This window comes from Bradyrhizobium sp. 141 (assembly GCF_023074055.1).
Taxonomy (GTDB): domain Bacteria; phylum Pseudomonadota; class Alphaproteobacteria; order Rhizobiales; family Xanthobacteraceae; genus Bradyrhizobium.
In genome coordinates, this window is record NZ_JADPKR010000112.1 from 21,570 (window position 1) to 42,703 (window position 21,134).

Genomic DNA, 21,134 nt, shown 5'->3' on the forward strand with positions numbered 1-21,134 from the left:
TAGTGGGGCGAGTTTTTCGCCCTTCTGGTGAACGTTGCTAAGTGAAGAGTTCCTGACCATGCGCTTCGACGTAAGCGGCAAGGCCGAGGGTGTGGTCGCGGGCGCGCTTCTCGGCGAGCTCGGTGTCGCGCGCCTCCAGTGCTTCGATCATGCCGAGATGCTCGGGCAGCGAGGTCGCGGTGCGGTCCTTCCGTCCGATGGTCAGCTGGCGATAGCCGCGCACGTGCAGCAGGAGGTCGTTGGTGAGATCGACCAGCACCGGCGATTCCGACAGCGAGATCAGCGCCTGGTGGAAGGCGATGTTGGCCCGCGAATATTCCTCGACGTGATCTTCAGGCAGCCGGTCCTTGCTGAAGTCCTTGAAGTAGTCGCGCAGCGCCGTGATGTCTTTCTTGCGCGCGGTGGTGGTGATGAGGCGGGCGGCCATGCTCTCCAGTGCCGCCCAGGCGCGGATCATGTCGACGATCTCGCTCTTGGTCCTTCGCACCACCATGATGCCGCGGCGTGGCACGGTCTTCACGAAACCGTCCTGCTCGAGCATCGCGATGGCTTCGCGGATCGGGGTGCGGCTGACACCCAGGCGCTCGGACAGCGCGCGCTCGTCGAGCATCACCGGCTCGGGCGTCGAATAGATGTCCATCTTGAGGATGGCTTCTTTCAAGGCGTCATACGCCTTGTTCTTGAAGCTGCTCTCCGGGGCAATACGAACGATTGCGATATCTGCCTCGGCCATGTTCGGCAACGCCTTGGTTGGTTTCCGCAGTGACACGACGAATCTCCTCCAGTGGGAGTCGTCTTTTACAGGATTATTAACGGGAAAGTTTTTGGCATACCACATGCCAGAATGTCAAGCCGGCTATTTTTTGCGGCGTTCTAAGGTGTGCTCTGGCTTGACAAGTTGGCTTCTGGCATACCAAATGCCATCGCCAGCCATTTTTGATCCAAGTCGGCGGAGTAAACTCAGGCTTTAGGCCGCTTCGCTCCGCGAAATGGAACATAGCGCGGCGAATGGCAAGCATCACGGGCAGCCGCTAATCACGCGCGCGCTTTGAAAAGAACGAACTGAGGTCAAGGGAGAAGCCACATGTCCAATTCCAAAGATGCCGTCCGCAAGGTGCTTGACCAGGTCAAGGCGGACAACCGCACCAGCCTGACGGCGCCGGAAGGCAAGCTGGTCTGCGACGCCTACGGCATTCCGGTGCCGAAGGAGGGCGTGGCGAAGTCGGCCGGCGAGGCCGGCAAGATGGCCTCGTCGATGGGCTTCCCCGTCGTGATGAAGATCGTCTCGCCTGACATTCTCCACAAGACCGAAGCCGGCGGCGTCATCGTCGGCCTCAAGACGGTCGAGGATGCCGAGAAGGCCTACGAGACCATTCTCGGCAACGCCAAGAAGTACAAGGCCGACGCCAAGATCGAGGGCGTCCAGGTGCAGCAGATGCTGGCCGGCGGCACCGAAGTGATCGTCGGCTCGATCACCGACGGCTCGTTCGGCAAGCTGGTCGCCTTCGGCCTTGGCGGCGTGCTGGTCGAAGTCCTCAAGGACATCACTTTCCGCCTCGCGCCCGCGACCAAGGAAGACGCGCTCTCGATGCTCGACGGCATCCAGGCGCACGAGATCCTGAAGGGCGTGCGCGGCGGCGAGCCGGTGAACCGCAACGCCCTCGCCGAAATCATCGTCAAAGTCTCGCAGCTCGTCACCGATTTCCCTGAAATCGTCGAGCTCGACCTCAACCCGGTGTTCGCGACGGCGAAGGGCGCGACCGCCGCTGACGTGCGCATCGTCGTCGACTTCGCCTATGTGCCGAAGCCGAAGCCGCGCCCGACCGAAGAGATCGTCGCGGCGATGAACCGCATCATGCAGCCGAAGGCGGTCGCCGTGGTCGGCGCCTCCGCCGAGGACGGCAAGATCGGCAATTCCGTGATGAAGAACCTCATCAACGGCGGCTACAAGGGCGACATCTATCCGATCCATCCCAAGGCCGCCGAGATCCTCGGCTACAAGGCCTACAAAAGCGTCAAGGACGTGCCGGGCGTGATCGACACCGCGGTGTTCGCAATTCCCGCGAAGTTCGTGGCCGCAGCGCTCACCGAATGCGGCGAGAAGAAAATCCCGGGCGCGGTGCTGATCCCGTCGGGCTTCGCGGAAGCCGGCGCGCCGGAGCTGCAGGCGGAGATCGTCGAGGTCGGCAAGAAGTACGACATCCGCCTGATGGGGCCGAACATCTACGGCTTCTACTATACGCCCGCCAATCTCTGCGCGACCTTCTGCACGGCTTACGACGTCAAGGGCTCGGCCGCGCTATCGTCGCAGTCGGGCGGCATCGGCATGGCGATCATCGGATTCTCACGCTCGGCAAAGATGGGCGTCTCGGCGATCGTCGGCCTCGGCAACAAGTCCGATATCGACGAGGACGATCTGCTCGCATTCTTCGAGCAGGACCCGAACACCTCGATCATTGCCCAGCATTGCGAAGACCTCAAGGACGGCCGCGCTTTTGCGGAAGCCGCAAAACGCGTCTCCAAGAAGAAACCGGTCGTCGTGCTCAAGGCCGGCCGCACCTCGGCCGGCGCCAAGGCGGCGTCCTCGCATACCGGTGCGCTCGCCGGTAACGACAAGATCTACGAGGACGTTCTGGCGCAGTCCGGCGTGATCCGGGCCCGCAGCTTGCGGCAACTGCTCGAATTCGCCCGCGGCGTGCCGGTGCTGCCGACGCCGAAGGGCGAGAACGTGCTGATCATCACCGGTGCCGGCGGCTCCGGCGTGCTGCTGTCGGACTCCTGCGTCGACAACGGCCTGTCGCTGATGTCGATGCCGCCGGATCTCGACGCGGCGTTCCGCAAGTTCATCCCGCCGTTTGGAGCGGCCGGAAATCCTGTGGATATCACCGGCGGCGAGCCGCCGATCACCTACGTCAACACGGTGAAGCTCGGCCTCTCCGACGAGCGCATCCATTCGCTGATCCTCGGCTACTGGCACACCATCGTCACGCCGCCGATGGTGTTCGCTCGCAACATGGTCGAGGTGAAGAAGGAGATGGAGGCGAAGGGTTTTGTGAAGCCGATCGTCGCTTCGCTCGCCGGCGACGTCGAAGTCGAGGAGGCCGCTGAATATCTCTACCAGAACGGCATTCCGGCCTATGCCTATTCGACCGAGCTGCCGGTCGAGGTGCTTGGTGCCAAGTACAAATGGGCGCGCGGGGCAGGGCTGCTCTGAGCGCTGTCTCTCCTGTCATCCCGGAGCGTCGAACCCGGGATCTCGAGATTCCGGGTTCGCGCTTCGGCGCGCCCCGGAATGACGTTAGCCAAGGTCGCGATGAGCAAGAACGTGATCCGGCGCAAATCGCTTGAGCCCCGATCTCCATCGGAGGCCGAGCACGAGGCGCGTGACGGCGGCGTGCAGTCCGTCGACCGCGCGCTGTCGATTCTCGAAACGCTGGCCGAGGACGACGAGGGCTATCGCCTCAGCGATCTCGCCGTGCGCACCGGCCTGTCGGCCTCGACCGTGCACCGCCTGCTGGCGACGCTCGAAAGCCGACGCTTCGTGCAGTTCGACCGCGCCGAATCCAAATGGCATGTCGGCGTGCGCAGCTTTACGGTCGGCGCGAGCTTTGCGCGGCGGCGCAATTTTTCCGCGCAGGCGATTCCGTACCTGCGCAAGCTGCGCGATCTCACCCGCGAGACCGCCAACCTCGCCGTCGTCGACGACGAGTTCATCATCGTGCTGACCCGCATGGAGAGCCGCGAAATCATGCGCTCGCTGACCCAGGTCGGTGGCCGCGTCGCCATGGTGACATCAGGCGTCGGCAAGGCGGTGCTCGCGACCTATTCCGACGAGGACGTCGGCGCCGTCATCCGTCATCACGGCATGCCCCGCCTGACCGAGAAATCGATCGTGCGTCCGAGTGACCTGTTCAAGGAACTCGAAAAGATCCGCAAGCAGGGGTTTGCGGTCGACGATGAGGAGGCGCAGATTGGGCTGCGCTGCGTCGCTGCCGTGGTATACAATGCTCTGGCCGAACCGCTTGCCGCAATCTCCGTATCCGGCATGACCAGCCGCGTGACCGACGAACGATTACCTGAGATCGGGCAAATCGTGCGGGATGTCGCCGCCGGGCTGACGGCTGCGCTTGGCGGGGTGATCCCGCCGCCCCGCTAACCACGGGCGCCCGAGGGATGTCTCTGGACAGCATCGGCCGTTTTGGCTGATATGCGACCAAACGACACAATGCGGCAAACGTCCGCATGAGCCTGGAGATGCCCCCATGTTTCGATTTTCCGCGCGCCTTGCCGGCGCGGCCGTCGCGCTGACCCTTGCGGCAGCGACGCCTTCCCTTGCCCAGCAGTTCGAGCTCAAGCTGATGGCGCCGGCCGCGCCCGGCGGCGGCTGGGACCAGACCGCGCGCTCGATGCAGCAGGCGCTGGTGGCTTCGGGCGTCGCGCGCAGCGTGCAGGTCACCAACGTTCCCGGCGCCGGCGGCAGCGTCGGCATCGCGCAGTTCGTCAACGGCGCCAAGGGTGACGGCAACCAGATGATGGTCAACGGCTTCGTCATGGTGGGCGCGCTCGCCATGAACAAGTCGCCGGTAACGTTGGAGCAGGTCACGCCGATCGCGCGGCTGACCGAGGAAATCCAGGTGATCGTGGTGCCCGCGAATTCGCCGATCAAGAATGCGCAGGATCTGGCCGCTGCAGTGAAGGCCGATATCGCCAAGGTCACCTTTGCCGGCGGCTCGGCCGGCGGCGTCGATCATGTGATGGCGGCGTTGTTCGCCGGCGCGGTCGGTGCCGACGCCAAGAAGATCAACTACATCCCGTTCTCAGGCGGCGGCGAGTCGCTCGCCGCGATCCTCGGCGGCAAGGTCACCGCGGGCATTTCGGGCCTGAGCGAATATGAAGGGCAGATCAAATCCGGGAAGCTGCGCGCGATCGGCGTGACCTCGGAGAAGCGCATCCCGGGCAACGACATCCCGACCTTCAAGGAGCAAGGCATCGACCTCGTGATCGCCAATTGGCGCTCGGTGGTCGCGCCTCCCGGCATCACGCCGGAGCAGCGAAAGACCTTGAGCGATGCGGTCGAGAAGATGGTGAAGTCGGACGCCTGGAAGGAAATCCTCAAGCAGAAGGGCTGGGAGGACGCCTATCTCGGCGGCGACGCCTTCGCCGACTTCCTGAAGAAGGAAACCGTGCGCGTTACCGACGTGCTGAAATCGGTCGGCCTGGTCAAATCATGACCTCAGGCGATCCGGCCCAGCCGCCGCGGCGCGTCGATCGTGCCGGCATCGTCATCGCCGCCTTGCTCGCGGCGCTCGCCGCGGTGCTGGTCTTCGACGCGCGCGGCCTGCAATCCACCGCGATGTACGGCATGGGACCGGAGGCGATGCCGGTCGTGATCGCCATCGGCCTTGCGCTCCTCGCGATCGGCAATTTCGTCGACGCGCTACGCGGCAATCTGCCGGCGCGTGAGAGCGCCGATCCCGTGCCGGTGATCTTGATCCTCATCGGCCTTGCGCTGCTGATCGCCATCATCGGTTTCGGCGGCGGCTTCATCCTGGCGACGTCGGCGCTGTTCGTGACGACGTCGGCGGCGTTCGGGCGCCGCGCCGTTCTCGCCGATTCCGTCATCGCGCTCGTGATGTCGACCCTCATCTATCTCTCGTTCGACCGCCTGTTGACGCTGAGCCTTCCGGCCGGCCCCCTGGAGCGACTGCTGTGATGGACACTTTTGCGGCGCTGGCCCACGGCATGGCGGTCGCCGTTCAGCCCATGAACCTGCTTTACGCGTTGATCGGCGTGTTCCTCGGCACCGCCGTGGGCGTGCTGCCCGGCATCGGTCCGGCGCTGACGGTCGCGCTGCTGTTGCCGGTGACGTACAAGCTCGATCCCGGCGGCTCGCTGATCATGTTCGCCGGCATCTATTACGGCGGCATGTACGGCGGATCGACTACCGCGATCCTGATCAATACGCCCGGCGAGAGCGCCTCGATGGCGACCGCGCTCGAAGGCAACAAGATGGCCAAGGCCGGCCGCGGCGGGCCGGCGCTTGCGACCTCCGCGATCGGCTCCTTCGTCGCCGGCACCATCGCCACCATCGGTCTCGCCTTCCTCGCACCCTGGCTGGTCGATTTCGCCGTGCGCTTTGGCCCCGAGGATTATTTTGCACTGATGTGCGTTGCCTTCGTCACGGTTTCGGCGACCTTCGGCGATTCCCCGATCCGCGGCCTGACCAGCCTATTCATCGGTCTGACGCTCGGCCTCGTCGGCATCGACAAGCTGACCGGCCAGGCGCGGCTTGCGTTCGGCGTGCCCGAGCTGCTTGACGGTGTCGAGGTGACGACGCTTGCGGTCGGGCTGTTCGCGGTCGGCGAGGCGCTCTATGTCGCATCGCGCCGCCACCACAGCGAGGAGAAGCTCGAGCCGGTGCGCGGCTCGCTGTGGATGACAAAAGAGGATTGGAAGCGCTCGTGGAAGCCGTGGCTGCGCGGCACGATGTTCGGCTTCCCCATCGGTGCGCTGCCTGCAGGCGGCGCGGAGATCCCGACCTTCCTGTCCTATTCGACCGAGAAGCGTCTCACAAAACATCCCGAAGAATTCGGCAAGGGTGCCATCGAGGGCGTGGCCGGGCCGGAAGCGGCCAACAACGCCTCCGCCGCCGGCACGCTGGTGCCGCTGCTGACGCTGGGGCTGCCGACCTCGGCGACGGCCGCGATGATGCTGGCGGGTTTTCAGCAATACGGCCTCAACCCGGGACCGCTGCTGTTCGCCGAACGGCCTGACCTCGTGTGGGGACTGATCGCCAGCCTGTTCATCGCCAATTGCATGCTGCTGGTGCTCAATTTGCCGCTGGTCGGCCTGTGGGTGCGGCTGCTCGCGATCCCGCAGCCGTGGCTCTATGCCGGCATCCTCGTGTTCGCGACCATGGGCACCATCGCGGCGAAGCCGTCGGTGGTCGAATTGTCGATGCTGGCCGGTTTCGGCGTGCTCGGCTTTCTGATGCGCCGGTTCGATTTTCCGATCGCGCCCGTCGTCGTTGGCCTGATCCTGGGCCCGATCGCCGAGAGCCAGTTGCGCAGAGCGCTGGCGATCAGCCTCGGCGACCCCATGACGCTGGTGCAGAGCCCGATCTCGGCGATGCTGCTCGGCATCGCGCTGGTTGCGCTGTTGGCCCCCTTTGTGCTGAAGGGGATGGGACGGTTCAAGGCGAACGAGGACTAACCGTCCCGACGCACTTGTCTTCTCGTGTCGCGTCCATTCGTGGGGAACTGTCATGCCTTCTGAGCTCCGTTCGCCCCGTCTCGCGGTTCTGATCGACGCCGACAATGCCTCCGCGAAGATCGCGGACGGACTGTTCGAGGAGATTGCCAAGATCGGCGAGGCCAGCGTCCGCCGCATCTATGGCGACTTCTCCAACGCACGATCCAGGGGCTGGGCCGACATCCTGTCGAAGCATGCCATCATTCCGCAGCAGCAGTTTGCCTACACGACGGGAAAAAATGCCTCCGACATCACGCTGGTCATCGACGCGATGGACCTGCTTCACAGCGGCCGGTTCGACGGTTTCTGCCTGGTCTCTTCCGACAGCGACTTTACCCGCCTTGCTGCCCGCATCCGGGAGCAGGGCATCGACGTCTTCGGGTTCGGCGAGCAGAAGACGCCGGAAAGCTTCCGCCAAGCCTGCCGCAGGTTCGTCTACACGGAGAACCTGCTTGCCGTTCCGGCCAACACCCAGGACGCAAGTTCGAGGTCGACGCCGCTCCAGCCGCCCGATGCGGCTACGCCCATCATCAAGAAGGTCATCACCCAGATGGAGAGCGAGGACGGCTGGGTTGCCCTAGGTGAAGTCGGCCGGCAGCTTGCCAATCTCGCGTCCGATTTCGATCCGAGGACGTTCGGCTTTCGAAAGCTGAGCGATCTCGTGCGGAAGACCAATTCCTTCGAAATTGATGAGCAAAAAGGGCGGTCGATGCGGATTCGGGTCAAGCCCGCTGCCGCACCGACTTCGAGACCGCGGAACCCGCGCCGAAGGGCAGCAACGGCAGGCGGTTCGGCGCCTAAAGCGTAAGCAGGGCGTGCCGTTATATTTGAGCTTGCCCGGTCTGGCGCACGGCGTAACCATCGCTGGGCCGTAACGCGACGCGAGGGTCCCGATGCCCAAACTTACCCGCTTTGCCGTCGAACCGCTGCATGCGATGACCCGGCGCCTGGCCGATGTGGCCTCCGCGCGTCTCGCGCCCGATCTCGTCGTCACGGGCGCGCGGGTGCTCTCGACCTATTCGGAGCGCATCCATCCCGGTCGGGAGATATGGATCACCGGCGGCCGCATCGCCGCGGTGAAGCCGGCCGGCGCGGCGAAAAAGGCCTGGAGCGATGTCGCGACTTACGACGCGGCCGGCGGCATCATCGCGCCCGGCCTCGTCGATCCGCACATCCACATCGAATCCTCGATGGTGACGGCCTGCGCCTACGCCGAGGCCGCGCTGCTGAATGGCACCACCACGATCTTCTGCGACAGCCACGAGATCGGCAACGTCATGGATGTCGCCGGCGTCGAGGCGATGTTGGAGGACGCGCGGCAAGCGCCGCTCTCGATCTTCCTGACGGTGCCGAGCACGGTGCCGGCGACCTCGGCGGAACTGGAGACGGCTGGCGGCGACCTCACGCCGGACAAGATCGCCGGCCTGTTCGATCGCTGGCCAGAGGCTGTCGCGCTTGGCGAGAAGATGGACTTTGTGCCCGTCACGATGGGCGACGAGCGTAGTCACGCGATCCTTGCTGCCGCGTTGAAACGTGGCCGTCCCGTCTCTGGCCACGTCTACGGCCGCGAATTTGTTGCGGCCTATGCGGCATCCGGCGTGACCGATACGCATGAAGCGATCGACCGCGACATCGCCGACGACCTGCTCGATGCCGGCGTCTGGGTGTTCCTGCGCGGCGGCCCACCGACGACGCCCTGGCACTCGCTGCCGCAGGCGATCCGCACGGTCACCGAGTTAGGGGCCTCGCACAAGCGCACGGCCGTTTGCACCGACGACCGCGATGCCGACGATCTCCTGCTGTTCGGTCTCGACTGGGTGGTGCGGGAAGCCGTGAAGGCCGGCATGTCGCCGGAGCAGGCCTGGTCGATGGGCTCGCTGCACGGCGCAACCCGCTTCGGCATGGATAGCGATATCGGCGGGCTAGGCGGCGGCCGCCGCGCCGATCTCGTGCTGATGGACGATCAGCTCAAGCCGCAATGCACCTGGTATGGCGGCGAGCTGGTGGTCGAGGACGGCAAGATCACGCCGCTTCTCGATCAGGCGCTGTCGCAGCGCTATCAATATCCGAAGGCGGCTTACGCCACTGTCAAACTGCCGGAGACGATGAAGCTGACGCCGGAGCTGCCGGCGAAGGCCTGCACCGTCAACGCGATCAAGACGGCACTGCCGGGCATCACGCTGATCCACGAGAAGGTCGCGATCGAGCCGGCAAAGGACTGGCCGTCGCTGTTCGCGCGGTACGGCCTGTGCTTCGTCACGGTGGTCGAGCGTCACGGCAAATCGGCCGGCAACGTTGCCCATGGCCTGCTGAAGGGTTTTGGCCTCAAGCGCGGTGCAGTCGCCTCCAGCGTCGGGCACGACAGTCACAACATCATCGTCGCTGGAACCAACGAGGGCGACATGAAGGTGGCAATATCAGCCATCAAGGCGCAACAAGGTGGGGTCTGCGTGGTCGCCGACGGCCAGGTGAGGGCGCTGGTCCCGCTGCCGATCGCGGGCCTTCTCTCCGACAAGCGCGTCACGGAGGTCGCCGAAGAGGTCAAGGCGCTGAAGAAGGAATGGGCCGAGGCCGGCTGCACGATCCCCTACATGGGTTTCAATTTGATTCCGCTATCGGTCATTCCGGAAATTCGTATCACGGACAAAGGCCTCGTGCTGGTGCCGCAGATGGAGCTGGCGCCGCTGTTCGAGTGATCTGCTTTCACGTGCATCTCGATCTAACCGATTGAGACCGCCGCGTTTTTCTTGCGGCTGCCGCATCGTGGAAAATAAAATCGATCTCGTTGAGATCATATCTTCCACGCCCGATGATCTCGCTCGCTGACGCAACTTGAGCGAGGTCCGATATGGCGAAGATGCGAGCTATCGATGCTGCCGTCCGAATTCTGGAGAAAGAGGGTATCTCGACCGCCTTCGGGGTTCCCGGGGCCGCGATCAATCCGCTTTACTCGGCGCTGAAGAAGCGCGGCTCGATCCGCCACATCCTGGCGCGCCATGTCGAGGGCGCCTCGCACATGGCCGAGGGCTACACCCGCGCCAAGGCCGGCAATATCGGGGTCTGCATTGGAACCTCCGGGCCGGCCGGCACCGACATGATCACCGGGCTTTATTCGGCGATTGCCGATTCCATTCCGATCCTCTGCATCACCGGGCAGGCGCCGCGCGCGCGGCTCTACAAGGAGGATTTCCAGGCCGTCGACATCGAGTCGATCGCAAAGCCCGTGACCAAATGGGCGGTGACGGTCCGCGAGCCGGCGCTGGTGCCGCGCGTGTTCAGCCAGGCCTTTCATGTCATGCGCTCAGGCCGGCCGGGGCCGGTGCTGATCGACATGCCGCTCGATGTGCAGCTCGCCGAGATCGAGTTCGACGACGAGACCTATGAGCCGCTGCCGGTCTACAAGCCGAGCGCGACCCGCAAACAGGTCGAGAAGGCGCTGGAGATGCTCAACGCTGCCGAGCGTCCGCTGATCGTCGCGGGTGGCGGTATCATCAACGCTGACGCTTCCGATTTGCTGGTCGAGTTCGCCGAGATCGCCAATATACCCGTCGTGCCGACCCTGATGGGGTGGGGCGCGATCCCCGACGATCACGTGCTGATGGCCGGCATGGTCGGCCTTCAGACCAGCCACCGTTATGGCAATGCAACCATGCTCGAATCCGACTTCGTGCTCGGCATCGGCAACCGCTGGGCCAACCGCCACACCGGCTCGGTCGAGACTTACACCAAGGGCCGCACCTTCGTGCATGTCGACATCGAGCCGACCCAGATCGGGCGCGTGTTCAATCCCGATCTCGGCATCGTCTCGGACGCGAAAGCCGCGCTCGAGCTGTTCGTCACCGTCGCCAGGGAGTGGCGGCGGTCAGGCAAGCTCCGCGAGCGCCAGGCGTGGCCCGCGTCTTGCCGCGACCGCAAGAAGACGATGCTGCGCAAGAGCCATTTCGACAACGTCCCGATCAAGCCGCAGCGCGTCTATGAGGAAATGAACAAGGCGTTCGGCCGCGACACCACCTATGTCACCGTGATCGGCCTGTCGCAGATCGCCGGCGCGCAGTTCCTCGGCGTCTACAAGCCGCGCAACTGGATCAATGCCGGGCAGGCGGGGCCGCTCGGCTGGACATTGCCCGCCGCGCTTGGCGTGCGTGCCGCGTGTCCGGATCGCGAGATCGTGGCGCTCTCTGGCGATTACGACTTCCAGTTCCTGATCGAGGAGCTCGCGGTCGGGGCACAGTTCAATCTGCCCTACATCCACGTCGTCGTGAACAATTCCTATCTCGGCCTGATCCGCCAGGCCCAGCGTGGCTTCGACATGGACTATCACGTCCAGCTCTCGTTCGAGAACGTCAATGCGCCGGAGCTCAATGGATACGGCGTCGACCACGTCGCAGTCGCCGAAGGCCTCGGCTGCAAGGCGATCCGCGTCACCGATCCCAAGGACACGCAGGCGGCGTTCGCCACCGCACGCGAATTGATGGCCAAGCACCGCGTGCCCGTGGTGGTGGAGTTCATCCTCGAACGCGTCACCAACATCGCGATGGGCACGGAGATCGACAACATCGTCGAGTTCGAGGAGGTGCTGGACCTTCCGCTTGACGAGGTCGCAACCACACGCGTGTTGCAGCCGGCGGAATAGGGGAACAGAATAATGCCGAAGTTTGCCGCCAACCTCACCATGCTGTTCAACGAGATGCCGTTCCTCGACCGCTTCGCGGCGGCGAAGGCAGCGGGCTTTTCCGGGGTCGAATATCTCTTTCCCTATGATTTCGACAAGGCGCAGCTGCGCGAGCAGCTCGAGGCCCACGGGCTGACGCAGGTGCTGCACAATTTGCCGGCGGGCAATTGGGGGACGGGCGAGCGTGGCATCGCGATCCTGCCCGGTCGCACCGCCGAATTCCGCGACGGCGTATTCCGCGCGATCGACTACGCCAAGGCGCTGGATTGCGAACAGCTCAACTGTCTCGTCGGTATCGCGCCTGCCGATGCCGATCCGCGCGAGCTTCAGGAGACGCTGGTTGGAAATCTGCGCTTTGCAGCTTCGACGCTGGCGCGGGAGAACATCAAGCTGCTGGTCGAGCCGATTAACACGCTCGACATTCCCGGCTTCTTCCTCAACGGCACCGAGCAGGCGGTGCAGCTGATCTCGGACGTGCGGTCGAATAACCTCTTCATCCAATACGACATCTACCACATGCAGATCATGGAGGGCGATCTCGCCCGCACCATGCAGGAATATCTACCGCAGATCGCCCACATCCAGCTCGCCGACAATCCCGGCCGCCACGAGCCGGGCACCGGCGAGATCAACTATCCCTTCCTGTTCCGCCATCTCGACGCGATCGGCTATCGCGGCTGGATCGGCTGCGAATACAAGCCGCGCACCACGACGCTGGAAGGCCTGTCGTGGCACGCCGCGCAGACGTTCGAGACGTAAGGATATCGAAGTCACGATCGCGGTGCGCTCCCTCTCCCGCTTGCGGGAGAGGGTTGGGGAGAGGGTATCTCCACGATGGGAATCTCTGAGGCGCCTCGAGAAAGTCCCCAAGAGGAGAAAGCCCTCACTCGGCGCGCGGGACGATGCTTCGCATCGCCCGGACACGCCGACCTCTCCCGCAGGCGGGAAAGGTGCACCTAGCGCGCGGATGAATTTTGCCTATTCAACTGAGAGAAACCAGACATGATCGACATCGGCTTCATCGGACTTGGCACCATGGGACGGCCGATGGCCGGTCATCTCCTGGCCGCGGGCCATCGTGTTCTCCTGCACGACGTCGCGCCTGTTGCGCCGGAGCTGATCGCGGCCGGCGGCATTGCCTGCAAATCCAGCAAAGAGGTCGCGGAAGAAGCGGACGCGGTCATCATCATGGTGCCTGATACCCCGCATGTGGAGGCCGTGCTGTTCGGCAAGGACGGGGTCGCGAGCGGCATTTCCAAAGGCAAGATCGTCGTCGACATGAGCTCGATCTCGCCGCTGGCGACCAAGGAGTTCGCGAAGAAGATTGAGGCGCTGGGTGCTGACTATCTCGACGCGCCGGTGTCGGGCGGAGAGGTCGGCGCCAAGGCCGCGAGCCTCACCATCATGGTCGGCGGGCCGGAGCGGGCCTACAACACCATGAAGCAGGTGTTCGACAAGATGGGCAAGAACGTCACCCGAGTCGGCGCCAATGGCGACGGGCAGACGACGAAGGTCGCCAACCAGATCATCGTCGCGCTGACGATCGAGGCGGTGAGCGAGGCGCTGTTGTTTGCATCGAAGGCCGGAGCCGATCCGGCGCTGGTGCGGCAGGCGCTGATGGGCGGATTCGCCTCCTCGCGCATCCTCGAGGTCCATGGCGAGCGCATGGTGAAGCGCAATTTCGATCCCGGCTTCCGCATCGAGCTGCACCAGAAGGATCTCAACCTCGCGCTCGAAGGTGCGCGTGCGCTCGGCCTCTCGCTGCCGAGCACGGCGGTGGCGCAGCAATTGTTCTCGTCCTGCACCGCGCATGGCGGCAAGGGGTGGGATCATTCGGCGATGGTGCGGGCGCTGGAACTGATGGCGGGGCACGAGATCGCCGCAGCCTCAACTGTTACGCGGTAACAGTCTCCAGATCTGGTGTGTCTTTCGCCATGGGGAACCGGAACAATGGTCCGGCCCCGCGGTTGAAGGCGCATATCAATTACTGGAGGCATAAGTCATGAAAACCCGTCTTGCGATTACGTTGGCTGCCGCGTCGCTGCTGGCGTCGAGCGCAGCCTTTGCTCAGTCGACGACCGAACAGGGCGCCAGGGATGGCGCGCGCGCGGGCGGCGATATCGGTGGCCCGGTCGGCGCCATGGTCGGCGGCACCGTTGGTGCGGCCGTCGGCGCGGGTCTCGAAATTCCGAATGCGATTCTCGGCGGAATCCCGCGCAGTGACTCGGTTGTCGTGGAGGAGCGTGTCGTGGTCGGCGAGCCGCTGCCTCCGACCGTCGTGCTGCGCCCGGTGCCGAACTACACCGAGTATCGCTACGCGGTCGTGAATGATCGTCGCGTGATCGTCGAGCCGCGCACCCGCCGCGTCGTCAAGATCATCGACTGATCGGCGGCTAATCTTAAGCGTTGAGAATATGGGCCCTGCGGAGTGTCACTCCGCGGGGCCTTCGCTTGCCACGGCGGAGCTTGTGCGAAAGCGCGTGAGCAGCCAATCGGCCGCGGCCGCGAGCGCAAAGCCGATGCAAGCGGTGAGCGCGTCGACCAGAAAATCCTCCAGCCGGGCGTGGCGTCCGGGTGCCCAAAACTGCATCAGCTCGAGCACGCCGATCAGGGCGACCGCGGCCGCTACACTCAGCAGGCGCCGGCGCGGATAGGCGAAGCCGAAGGCCAGTCCCACCAGGATGAATGCAAGCGCATGTTCGCCGTCCTGGCCCAGGTCGGAATGGGGGCGCAGGCCGGGGGGACCGAGGGTGGCGAAAGTAACGGCGGCCGCGAGCAGCCAGGCAATGGAACGAACCAAAATGGACATCCGGCTCGCTTAGCACAGATTTGCAATGGGCCGTACAGTCCCCCCATCAGATCGACGTGTAGTTAATGACAAAATGTTAAAGTGGCTCGCGCACGCCGAGCCCGTGCATGAAGCGCTCCCGGATCTGCACGGGATCACGCCTGGTGGTGCCGACACCGGGCTTGTCGTCGATGCGGACCGCGATCAGGCTCGGTTCGGTGGCGGACATCGCCGCTTCGACCAGGCGTTCGAAATCCTCCTCGTCCGCAGCCCAGGCGCTGTTGGAAAGGCCGGAGCCGACGGCAATGGCAACGATGTCGGCGACGCTTGCCGCAGGTGTCGGCTGTGCGCCGGTAATCTGGTAGATGCCATTGTCCATCACGACCATGATGAGATTCTTCGGCTTCAGGCTTGCAATCGTCGAGAGCGCGCCGAGCTGCATCAACAGCGAGCCATCGCCTTCGAGTGCGAAGACGCGGCGGTCGGGCTGCGCCAGCGCGACGCCGAGCGCGATCGGGAAGGCGAGCCCCATGCTGCCCAGCATGTAGAAATTCTGCGGGCGGTGGCCGGCGGCCCAGAGGTCGAAATTGGTGTTGCCGATGCCGCCGATCACGGCTTCCTCGTGCTTGAGCCTGGCGATCAGGCGCGAGGTGATATCGAAGCGGTTCATCACCTTGGTGTTGCGCGTATTCATTTGGCCGACCTCACTTGTCGAAGGTCTTGCCGCCCGTGAGCAGCGGGTTGAGGATCAGCGCCACGGGCGCCTGTGTCGTGACGGCCTGCTTGATCGAGCGGTCGGCGATGAATTCGAGTTCGTCGAGCCGGGTGATGGTGTGGTGCTCGAGCGCCAGCGAGTCCAGCACCGGGCGCATGGTGCGGCAGACCAGCGATTGCCCGTAGTTGTACTCGCCGAGCGTGCCGCGCTCGGAGACGAACATGATCAGCGGGATCTGATAGGGCACCGCCAGCGAGGCAAGGACGTTGGCGAGCGTCGCAAAGCCGGAGGTCTGCATCAGCACCGCGCCGCGCCGACCGCCCATCCAGGCGCCCGAAACGATGCCGACCGCCTCCTCTTCGCGGGCGGTGGCGAAGGTGGTGAAGAAGGGGTCGGCGTGCAGGTTCTTGATCAGCGGGGTCAGCACGCGATCGGGCACGTAGGGGATGAGGCTGATCTCGTTCCGTTTCAGGGTCTGCAGGACGATGCCGTGCCAGCTGATTTCGCCGGCCCCCTGCGTCGCCTGGGGCGAAGTCTGCTGTCCCGCAATGGCCATTGCGTTCTCCCTCGCGCCGCGCATGCTTCTTGATCTTGACCGTTGCGGCAATCGGCCGAACTTGACGCAGCGGGCGGGATTGTCAACATGTCGCGGTCGGCACCGTGATCTGCGCCAGAAGACCTGCCGTGGCCGGCACCGCCGTGTCATATGTGTGCGACGAAAAAATGGGAGGACGCACGGAGGGGGGCGCGCGCCGCGCTGGCCTTGCTGATCCCTGGAAAGCCGGAAGGGTCCTGATGTCGGTCAACAGCAAGCGTGTCGTCTACTCCAATTATTTGGCCAATCCGATCTATATCGACATCCTCAAGGCGCGGCCCGACGTCCAGCTCGATCGCATCGAGAACGGGAGCCCCGAAGATTTCTATGCGCCGCTCCTCGGCGCTGCCCATGTCTACCAGGTCGGCGCCGCCCGGGACGAGCTCGCCTCGCATTTCCATGTCGATGCCGCCTTCCTGAAGCGTGCACCGAACCTGCTGCTCGTCTCCAGCAACGGCGCCGGCTTCGACCCGGTCGACGTCGAGGCCTGCACGGCAGCTGGCGTCGTGGTCGTCAACCAGTCCGGCGGCAACGCCCATTCGGTTGCCGAGCACGCGCTGGCGATGATGCTGACGCTGTCCAAGCGCATCATTCAGTCGGATCGCCGCCTGCGCCGCGACCGCGACGTCAACCGCAACGATCTCGTCGGCAACGAGGTCGAGCACAAGACCGTCGGCATCATCGGCCTCGGCAATGTCGGCCGCCGCATCGCCGCGCTGTGCATGGGTCTTCTTGGCATGAAGGTGCTGGCTTATGACCCGTATCTCACCGCCGAGGTGATGGCCGAGCGGGGCGGGGAGAAGGTGGAGCTGGACGAGCTGTTGCGCCGCGCCGATTTCGTCTCGATCTCCTGTCCGCTCAACAGGGGCAGCCGCAACATGATCAGCACGCGCGAGTTCGCCCTGATGCAGCCGCATGCGTACTTCATCACCACGGCGCGCGGCTTCATCCACGACGAGGACGCGCTGCTCCAGGCCTTGCGCGACAAGCGCATCGCCGGTGCCGGCCTCGACGTCTGGTCTAAGGAGCCCCCGCCACCGGAGCATCCGCTGCTCCAGCTCGACAACGTGCTGGCGAGCCCGCACACCGCAGGGGTCACCATCGAAGCGCGCCAGAACATGGGGCGGATTGCGGCCGAGCAGGTGCTGGACACGCTCGACGGCAAGCGCCCGCCGCGTATCATTAATCCCGAGGTCTGGCCGGTTTATGCGGAGCGTTTCAAGCAGGCGTTCGGGGTGATTCCAGGGTAGGAGCTCTCTCCTGGCGGAGCGACGGAAATCGTCAAGACTTTGATCCGCGTCAAAATCCCCCTCCCGCATCCGGCCTAAATGGGATTAGAGTGCCGCCGGGGCAGGCAGGAGGTCCCATGTCAACTTTTGTCGTCAGGTTCATGAAGGACGTGCTCGGCCAGTACGGCCGGCAGATCGAAGTGTGCCAGGGCACGCTCGAGATCGACGCCTGCGATGAGGACGAAGCCACAGAGCGGGCCAAGGCGAAGTTTTGCAAGGATCAAGCCTTGCATCATTGGTCGCTGCATGCCGACCGTATCCAGGTCAGACCGGCTGACTTTCCGTCCTGAGTTCTAGCGGCCGGGTGCCGCGACGGGCGGAGGCGCCGTCGTCCCGGCGCCGAGCGATCGCTGCACCATGACGGTGTCGGACCAGCGGCCGTGGCGATAGGCGACGCCGCAGAGCAGGCCGGCGCGCGCGAAGCCGAACTTTTCGTGCAGCGCGAGCGAGGGCGCATTGTCGGCGTCGATATAGCCGATCATCTGGCGGAAGCCGGCCGCCGCACAAGCATCGATCAATTCCTGCAGCAGCAGCCGTCCGACCCCGCGGCCGAGTTGCTCGTGGTGAACGTAGATCGAATGCTTGGCGGTGTAGCGATAGGCCGGCCTCTTGCGGAACTGCACGGCGTAGGCATAGCCAACCACCTCGCCGCGAAAGGTCGCGACCAGATGCGGCAGGCGGGTCTGCTTCAGGTTCTTGCGGCGGTCGCGCAAATCGTCCGGTTCGGGTGCGCCGGTTCCCTCGACATCGCGCGGCACGCCATTGCGGACGTGATGGCGGTAGATCGCCAGCATCGCCTCGACGTCGCTCTCACGTGAGGTGCGGACCAGGACCGGCTCGTCGTCTGGACGCGCAATTGCCGTTTCGTTCATTCGCGCCTACTCGGCAACGACGTAAGTGTAGAGCCCGATCCTTCCCTGAGCATCGACCTCCTTGTAGACGCCCTGGATCTCGACGTCGAAGCCCGGAAATGTGTTGAAGCAGGTTTCGAACATCTTGAGATAATCCACCATGGGCTTGGCCCGTTCGCTCAACCGCTCGCCGGGCACGATGGTGGCGATGCCGGGCGGATAGACCACGAAGGGCGTGGTGGCAATGCGGCCCGCGATCGCCTCGATCGGCAGATAGTCGACATCGTTCTTGAACAGGTAGCGCGCAGCGTCGCGGGGCGACATCGCGATCTCAGGCATGTGCTCGGGCATGAACTGCCGCGCCTGGAGCGCGCTGACGTCGGCGGCACGGAAGAAGCGGTGCATCTCGCCGCAGAGGTCGCGCAGGCGCACGCCGGCATAGCGCGCCTGCCGCCGCTGGTAGAATTCCGGAATGACGTCGGCCAGCAGCGCATTGTCATCGTGCAGTCTCTTGAATGCGACGAGACCGGAGATCAGCGTGCCGGCCTTGCTCGCCTCGACGCCGGGGGTGAGCAGGAAGAGCAGGGAGTTGAGGTCGTTCTTCTCGGGGACGATGCGGTTTTCGCGTAGGTACTGCGCGACGACCGGCGCGGGGATGCCGTGCTCGACATAGGCCCCCGTGGTGCGGTCGAAGCCGGGGGTCAGCAGCGTCAGCTTGTTCGGGTCGGTCATGGCAAAGCCCTCGGTGAGGCCGGGGAAGCCATGCCAGTTGCTGTCCGGGGAGAGCTGCCACAGCGTGGGATTGGTGGCGAGCTCGTCGGTGGAGAGCGTTTCCCAGGCGACGTTGTGTACGCCGCCGGGGCGGCTGACGTCGGGAATGGCGACCCGGTCGGGAACGAAGGGTTCGAAGAACCAGCGTCGATCGGAGGTCTGCTCCTTCTCCTCGAACTCCCGGCGCATCGCACGGATCTTCTTGCGCAGCTCGATGCCGAGGCGGATCGTGTCGTCCCACAGTACCTCGCCGGAGCGGCCCTTCATCATCTGCGCGCCGACGTCGAGGGAAGCGAACAGGGGATAGAACGGCGAGGTGGAAGCGTGCTGCATGAAGCTCTCGTTGAAGCGGCGATGCTCGACGCGCCGCTTCTGGCCCCGGATGTGGCGGTCCTTGATGTGAATCTGCGAGGCCTGCGAGAAGCTGGCGAGCTGCTTGTGGGTCGACTGCGTCGCGATGATGCCGGGCGCCTCGGGGGGAAGGTTGGACAGGCCCATGGCAAAGCGGCCAGCATAGAGCGGGTGGAACTTCATGAAGCCGGCCCAGGCCTCGTCGAACAGGATATATTCGCAGAGATGGCCGATACGCTTCAAAATCATCTCGGCGCTGTGGATCGTGCCGTCATAGGTACATTGCTCGACGACGGCTACGCGGAACGGCCGCTCCTTGCGCCAGGCGTCGCGATCCCCAACCAGCGGATGGTTACGGATCGCCTCGCGCAAGGCCTTCTCGTAGAGCATATCCCAGCGCATCGGGCCGATCAGGCCCCAGGCGTTGCGGATGGTCGGGACGTAGACCGGGACGCCGCCATTGATCATCAGCGCGCCGTGATGGGCGGCCTTGTGGTTGTTGCGGTCGAACAGCACGAGATCGCCGTCGGTGACGAGCGCGCCGAGCGCGACCTTGTTCGAGGTGGAGGTGCCGTTCAGCACGAAATAGGTCTTTTCCGCGCCGAAGATCTGCGCAGCCTCCTTCTGCGCCCTCAACGCCGGGCCTTCATGGGTGAGGAGGTCGCCGAGATCGAGCACGGAATTGTCGAGGTCGTCGCGGAACACGGATTCGCCGAGATGCTCGACGAAGACCCGGCCAATCGGGCTGCGGTTGTAGAACACGCCGCCATTGTGACCGGGGCAGGTCCAGAGCTGGTTGCCTTCCTCGGCATAGTCGACCAGCGCGCCGAAGAACGGCGTCTTCAGCGTCTCGGCATATTGCTTGAGCCTGCTGATCAGGTTCTTGGCGATGAAGGTCGGGGTCTCCTCGGACAGGAAGACATAGCCGTCGATGAAGTCGAGCACCTCGACCGGCAGGTCCTCGAAGCGCTTGCGCCGGATCAGCAGGATGATCGGAAAGTCGAGGCCGCGGCGCCGCATCAGGTTGATCAGCGCCGAGGTCTTGCCCTCCAGGCCCTTCTTGCCCCAGTCCACCACCATGCAGCCGATCGCGGCATCGGTCTGCACCGCCATCTCGGCGTCCTCGAGCTTGCGGGCCCGGACCACCTCGAAGCCGGAGCGCTGGATCTCCTCGATGATCTGGTTGAAGCGGACGCCCTCGAGGTCGTCGGCGTCGAACACAGGTGCGGCGAACAGGAAGTTGAAGCGCTTGAAATAGTCCATGTCGGGTCCCGAATGTGCGGAGAGACACAGCTCTCGGCACATTCGATGACAATTCGATGACAGCGGCCTGGGATGGGCTCGGTCGTGTTTGCGGAAGGGGAGAGCCGCTAGCGCTTCGCCTCGCCGAACACCACGGTCGGCACCGCGCGGTTGACGATTTCGCGCAGGGCGAAGCTCGATTGCACGCGCGCGACGCGTGGCAGTCGGGACAGCTCGGTGCGGTGGATACGCTCGAAATCCTGGATGTCGCGGGCAAGCACGATGAGGATGTAGTCGTCTGTCCCCGACATCAGGAAGCAACGCACGACGGAAGGGCATTTCACGACCTCCGCCTCGAACGCCTTCAGCGCTTCGTCGCTCTGGCTCTCCAGTGCGATGCGCACCAGCACGGTGGTGGTGAGGCCGAACTGGGCGAGGTCGAGCGCGGCGCGGTAGGCCTGGATGTAGCCCTCGTCCTCGAGCGCCTTCTGCCGCCGTGCCAGCGCAGTACTCGACAGGCCGACCTTGTTGGCAAGCTCGGCGTGGCTGGCACGCGCATTGGTCGTGAGTTCCGCGAGGATCGCGATGTCTTTCCGGTCGAGGGCCAAG

General features: G+C 64.5%; 20 protein-coding genes. 13 read left to right on the top strand and 7 right to left on the bottom strand.

All coding sequences use genetic code 11. The features are described from left to right. Positions 1–37 precede the first annotated feature (37 nt). On the bottom strand, positions 38–733 hold the full coding sequence (locus IVA81_RS37035) for a GntR family transcriptional regulator (protein WP_195799034.1): 696 nt from the start codon (positions 731–733) through the stop codon (positions 38–40). A gap of 351 nt (positions 734–1,084) precedes the next feature. Here IVA81_RS37035 and IVA81_RS37040 point away from each other — a divergent pair, with 351 nt between their 5' ends. The 11 genes from IVA81_RS37040 (at position 1,085) to IVA81_RS37090 (ending at position 14,309) form a co-directional block, all read left to right on the top strand. Then, complete coding sequence (locus IVA81_RS37040; protein ID WP_247327411.1) at positions 1,085–3,214, top strand: acetate--CoA ligase family protein; 2,130 nt, start codon at positions 1,085–1,087, stop codon at positions 3,212–3,214. Between the two features lie 99 nt (positions 3,215–3,313). Next, positions 3,314–4,156 (top strand): IclR family transcriptional regulator, encoded by an 843-nt coding sequence (locus IVA81_RS37045; protein WP_247327557.1) that lies wholly within the window; start codon positions 3,314–3,316, stop codon positions 4,154–4,156. A 106-nt stretch (positions 4,157–4,262) separates the two neighbouring features. After that, positions 4,263–5,231 carry a tripartite tricarboxylate transporter substrate binding protein gene (locus IVA81_RS37050; RefSeq protein ID WP_247327412.1) on the top strand — a complete coding sequence of 323 codons (969 nt, stop codon included), beginning with the start codon at positions 4,263–4,265 and terminating at the stop codon, positions 5,229–5,231. Continuing rightward, positions 5,228–5,713: a tripartite tricarboxylate transporter TctB family protein gene (locus IVA81_RS37055; protein ID WP_247327413.1), complete on the top strand. Its 486-nt coding sequence runs from the start codon at positions 5,228–5,230 to the stop codon at positions 5,711–5,713. Before IVA81_RS37050 ends, IVA81_RS37055 begins: the two co-directional genes overlap by 4 nt. After that, positions 5,713–7,212 carry a tripartite tricarboxylate transporter permease gene (locus IVA81_RS37060; protein ID WP_247327559.1) on the top strand — a complete coding sequence of 500 codons (1,500 nt, stop codon included), beginning with the start codon at positions 5,713–5,715 and terminating at the stop codon, positions 7,210–7,212. The genes IVA81_RS37055 and IVA81_RS37060 overlap by 1 nt, the downstream gene beginning before the upstream one ends. A gap of 52 nt (positions 7,213–7,264) precedes the next feature. Next, positions 7,265–8,059 (top strand): NYN domain-containing protein, encoded by a 795-nt coding sequence (locus IVA81_RS37065; RefSeq protein WP_247327414.1) that lies wholly within the window; start codon positions 7,265–7,267, stop codon positions 8,057–8,059. Between the two features lie 85 nt (positions 8,060–8,144). Further along, positions 8,145–9,947, top strand: coding sequence for an adenine deaminase C-terminal domain-containing protein (locus IVA81_RS37070; RefSeq protein WP_247327415.1), 1,803 nt, complete (start codon positions 8,145–8,147; stop codon positions 9,945–9,947). A 152-nt stretch (positions 9,948–10,099) separates the two neighbouring features. Beyond that, positions 10,100–11,884 carry a glyoxylate carboligase gene (gene gcl / locus IVA81_RS37075; protein WP_247327416.1) on the top strand — a complete coding sequence of 595 codons (1,785 nt, stop codon included), beginning with the start codon at positions 10,100–10,102 and terminating at the stop codon, positions 11,882–11,884. A 12-nt stretch (positions 11,885–11,896) separates the two neighbouring features. Next, positions 11,897–12,682, top strand: coding sequence for a hydroxypyruvate isomerase (gene hyi / locus IVA81_RS37080; RefSeq protein ID WP_247327419.1), 786 nt, complete (start codon positions 11,897–11,899; stop codon positions 12,680–12,682). 243 nt (positions 12,683–12,925) lie between these two features. After that, positions 12,926–13,828: a 2-hydroxy-3-oxopropionate reductase gene (locus IVA81_RS37085; RefSeq protein WP_247327421.1), complete on the top strand. Its 903-nt coding sequence runs from the start codon at positions 12,926–12,928 to the stop codon at positions 13,826–13,828. Positions 13,829–13,925: 97 nt separating this feature from the next. Continuing rightward, entirely contained in the window at positions 13,926–14,309 is a 384-nt protein-coding gene (locus tag IVA81_RS37090; protein ID WP_246922329.1) for a DUF1236 domain-containing protein, read from the top strand. Between the two features lie 45 nt (positions 14,310–14,354). On the opposite strand, the gene IVA81_RS37095 is transcribed toward IVA81_RS37090, so the two are convergent. From IVA81_RS37095 to IVA81_RS37105, 3 genes are all read right to left on the bottom strand, one after another. After that, on the bottom strand, positions 14,355–14,732 hold the full coding sequence (locus tag IVA81_RS37095) for a VanZ family protein (protein ID WP_247327423.1): 378 nt from the start codon (positions 14,730–14,732) through the stop codon (positions 14,355–14,357). 76 nt (positions 14,733–14,808) lie between these two features. Further along, the gene (locus tag IVA81_RS37100; protein ID WP_247327426.1) at positions 14,809–15,405 is read right to left on the bottom strand and encodes a thiamine pyrophosphate-dependent enzyme; all 597 of its coding nucleotides are present in this window, start codon (positions 15,403–15,405) and stop codon (positions 14,809–14,811) included. Between the two features lie 10 nt (positions 15,406–15,415). Further along, positions 15,416–15,982 carry a thiamine pyrophosphate-binding protein gene (locus IVA81_RS37105; protein WP_247327429.1) on the bottom strand — a complete coding sequence of 189 codons (567 nt, stop codon included), beginning with the start codon at positions 15,980–15,982 and terminating at the stop codon, positions 15,416–15,418. Positions 15,983–16,221: 239 nt separating this feature from the next. Between IVA81_RS37105 and IVA81_RS37110 the strand changes: the two genes are divergently transcribed. Next, positions 16,222–17,271: a hydroxyacid dehydrogenase gene (locus IVA81_RS37110; protein ID WP_247327430.1), complete on the top strand. Its 1,050-nt coding sequence runs from the start codon at positions 16,222–16,224 to the stop codon at positions 17,269–17,271. A gap of 116 nt (positions 17,272–17,387) precedes the next feature. Beyond that, positions 17,388–17,600, top strand: coding sequence for a hypothetical protein (locus IVA81_RS37115; RefSeq protein WP_247327431.1), 213 nt, complete (start codon positions 17,388–17,390; stop codon positions 17,598–17,600). A gap of 3 nt (positions 17,601–17,603) precedes the next feature. Here IVA81_RS37115 and IVA81_RS37120 read toward each other — a convergent pair whose 3' ends face one another. The 3 genes from IVA81_RS37120 to IVA81_RS37130 form a co-directional block, all read right to left on the bottom strand. Beyond that, entirely contained in the window at positions 17,604–18,182 is a 579-nt protein-coding gene (locus IVA81_RS37120) for a GNAT family N-acetyltransferase (protein ID WP_247327432.1), read from the bottom strand. Positions 18,183–18,188: 6 nt separating this feature from the next. Then, the gene (locus IVA81_RS37125; protein ID WP_247327433.1) at positions 18,189–20,546 is read right to left on the bottom strand and encodes an Orn/Lys/Arg decarboxylase N-terminal domain-containing protein; all 2,358 of its coding nucleotides are present in this window, start codon (positions 20,544–20,546) and stop codon (positions 18,189–18,191) included. 107 nt (positions 20,547–20,653) lie between these two features. Further along, a complete protein-coding gene (locus IVA81_RS37130) occupies positions 20,654–21,133 on the bottom strand; it encodes an Lrp/AsnC family transcriptional regulator (RefSeq protein ID WP_247327434.1) in 480 nt (159 codons plus the stop codon). Between the last annotated feature and the right edge of the window lies 1 nt (position 21,134).

Bases quoted from the DNA above. Each gene is read 5' to 3' on its own strand.
- IVA81_RS37090 (WP_246922329.1), top strand. From the start codon at position 13,926: ATGAAAACCCGTCTTGCGATTACGTTGGCTGCCGCGTCGCTGCTGGCG.
- IVA81_RS37100 (WP_247327426.1), bottom strand. From the start codon at position 15,405: ATGAATACGCGCAACACCAAGGTGATGAACCGCTTCGATATCACCTCG.
- IVA81_RS37125 (WP_247327433.1), bottom strand. From the start codon at position 20,546: ATGGACTATTTCAAGCGCTTCAACTTCCTGTTCGCCGCACCTGTGTTC.
- IVA81_RS37065 (WP_247327414.1), top strand. From the start codon at position 7,265: ATGCCTTCTGAGCTCCGTTCGCCCCGTCTCGCGGTTCTGATCGACGCC.
- IVA81_RS37095 (WP_247327423.1), bottom strand. From the start codon at position 14,732: ATGTCCATTTTGGTTCGTTCCATTGCCTGGCTGCTCGCGGCCGCCGTT.
- IVA81_RS37105 (WP_247327429.1), bottom strand. From the start codon at position 15,982: ATGGCCATTGCGGGACAGCAGACTTCGCCCCAGGCGACGCAGGGGGCC.
- IVA81_RS37045 (WP_247327557.1), top strand. From the start codon at position 3,314: ATGAGCAAGAACGTGATCCGGCGCAAATCGCTTGAGCCCCGATCTCCA.
- IVA81_RS37085 (WP_247327421.1), top strand. From the start codon at position 12,926: ATGATCGACATCGGCTTCATCGGACTTGGCACCATGGGACGGCCGATG.
- hyi (WP_247327419.1), top strand. From the start codon at position 11,897: ATGCCGAAGTTTGCCGCCAACCTCACCATGCTGTTCAACGAGATGCCG.
- IVA81_RS37040 (WP_247327411.1), top strand. From the start codon at position 1,085: ATGTCCAATTCCAAAGATGCCGTCCGCAAGGTGCTTGACCAGGTCAAG.
- IVA81_RS37060 (WP_247327559.1), top strand. From the start codon at position 5,713: ATGGACACTTTTGCGGCGCTGGCCCACGGCATGGCGGTCGCCGTTCAG.
- gcl (WP_247327416.1), top strand. From the start codon at position 10,100: ATGGCGAAGATGCGAGCTATCGATGCTGCCGTCCGAATTCTGGAGAAA.
- IVA81_RS37055 (WP_247327413.1), top strand. From the start codon at position 5,228: ATGACCTCAGGCGATCCGGCCCAGCCGCCGCGGCGCGTCGATCGTGCC.
- IVA81_RS37115 (WP_247327431.1), top strand. From the start codon at position 17,388: ATGTCAACTTTTGTCGTCAGGTTCATGAAGGACGTGCTCGGCCAGTAC.
- IVA81_RS37070 (WP_247327415.1), top strand. From the start codon at position 8,145: ATGCCCAAACTTACCCGCTTTGCCGTCGAACCGCTGCATGCGATGACC.
- IVA81_RS37035 (WP_195799034.1), bottom strand. From the start codon at position 733: ATGGCCGAGGCAGATATCGCAATCGTTCGTATTGCCCCGGAGAGCAGC.
- IVA81_RS37120 (WP_247327432.1), bottom strand. From the start codon at position 18,182: ATGAACGAAACGGCAATTGCGCGTCCAGACGACGAGCCGGTCCTGGTC.
- IVA81_RS37050 (WP_247327412.1), top strand. From the start codon at position 4,263: ATGTTTCGATTTTCCGCGCGCCTTGCCGGCGCGGCCGTCGCGCTGACC.
- IVA81_RS37110 (WP_247327430.1), top strand. From the start codon at position 16,222: ATGTCGGTCAACAGCAAGCGTGTCGTCTACTCCAATTATTTGGCCAAT.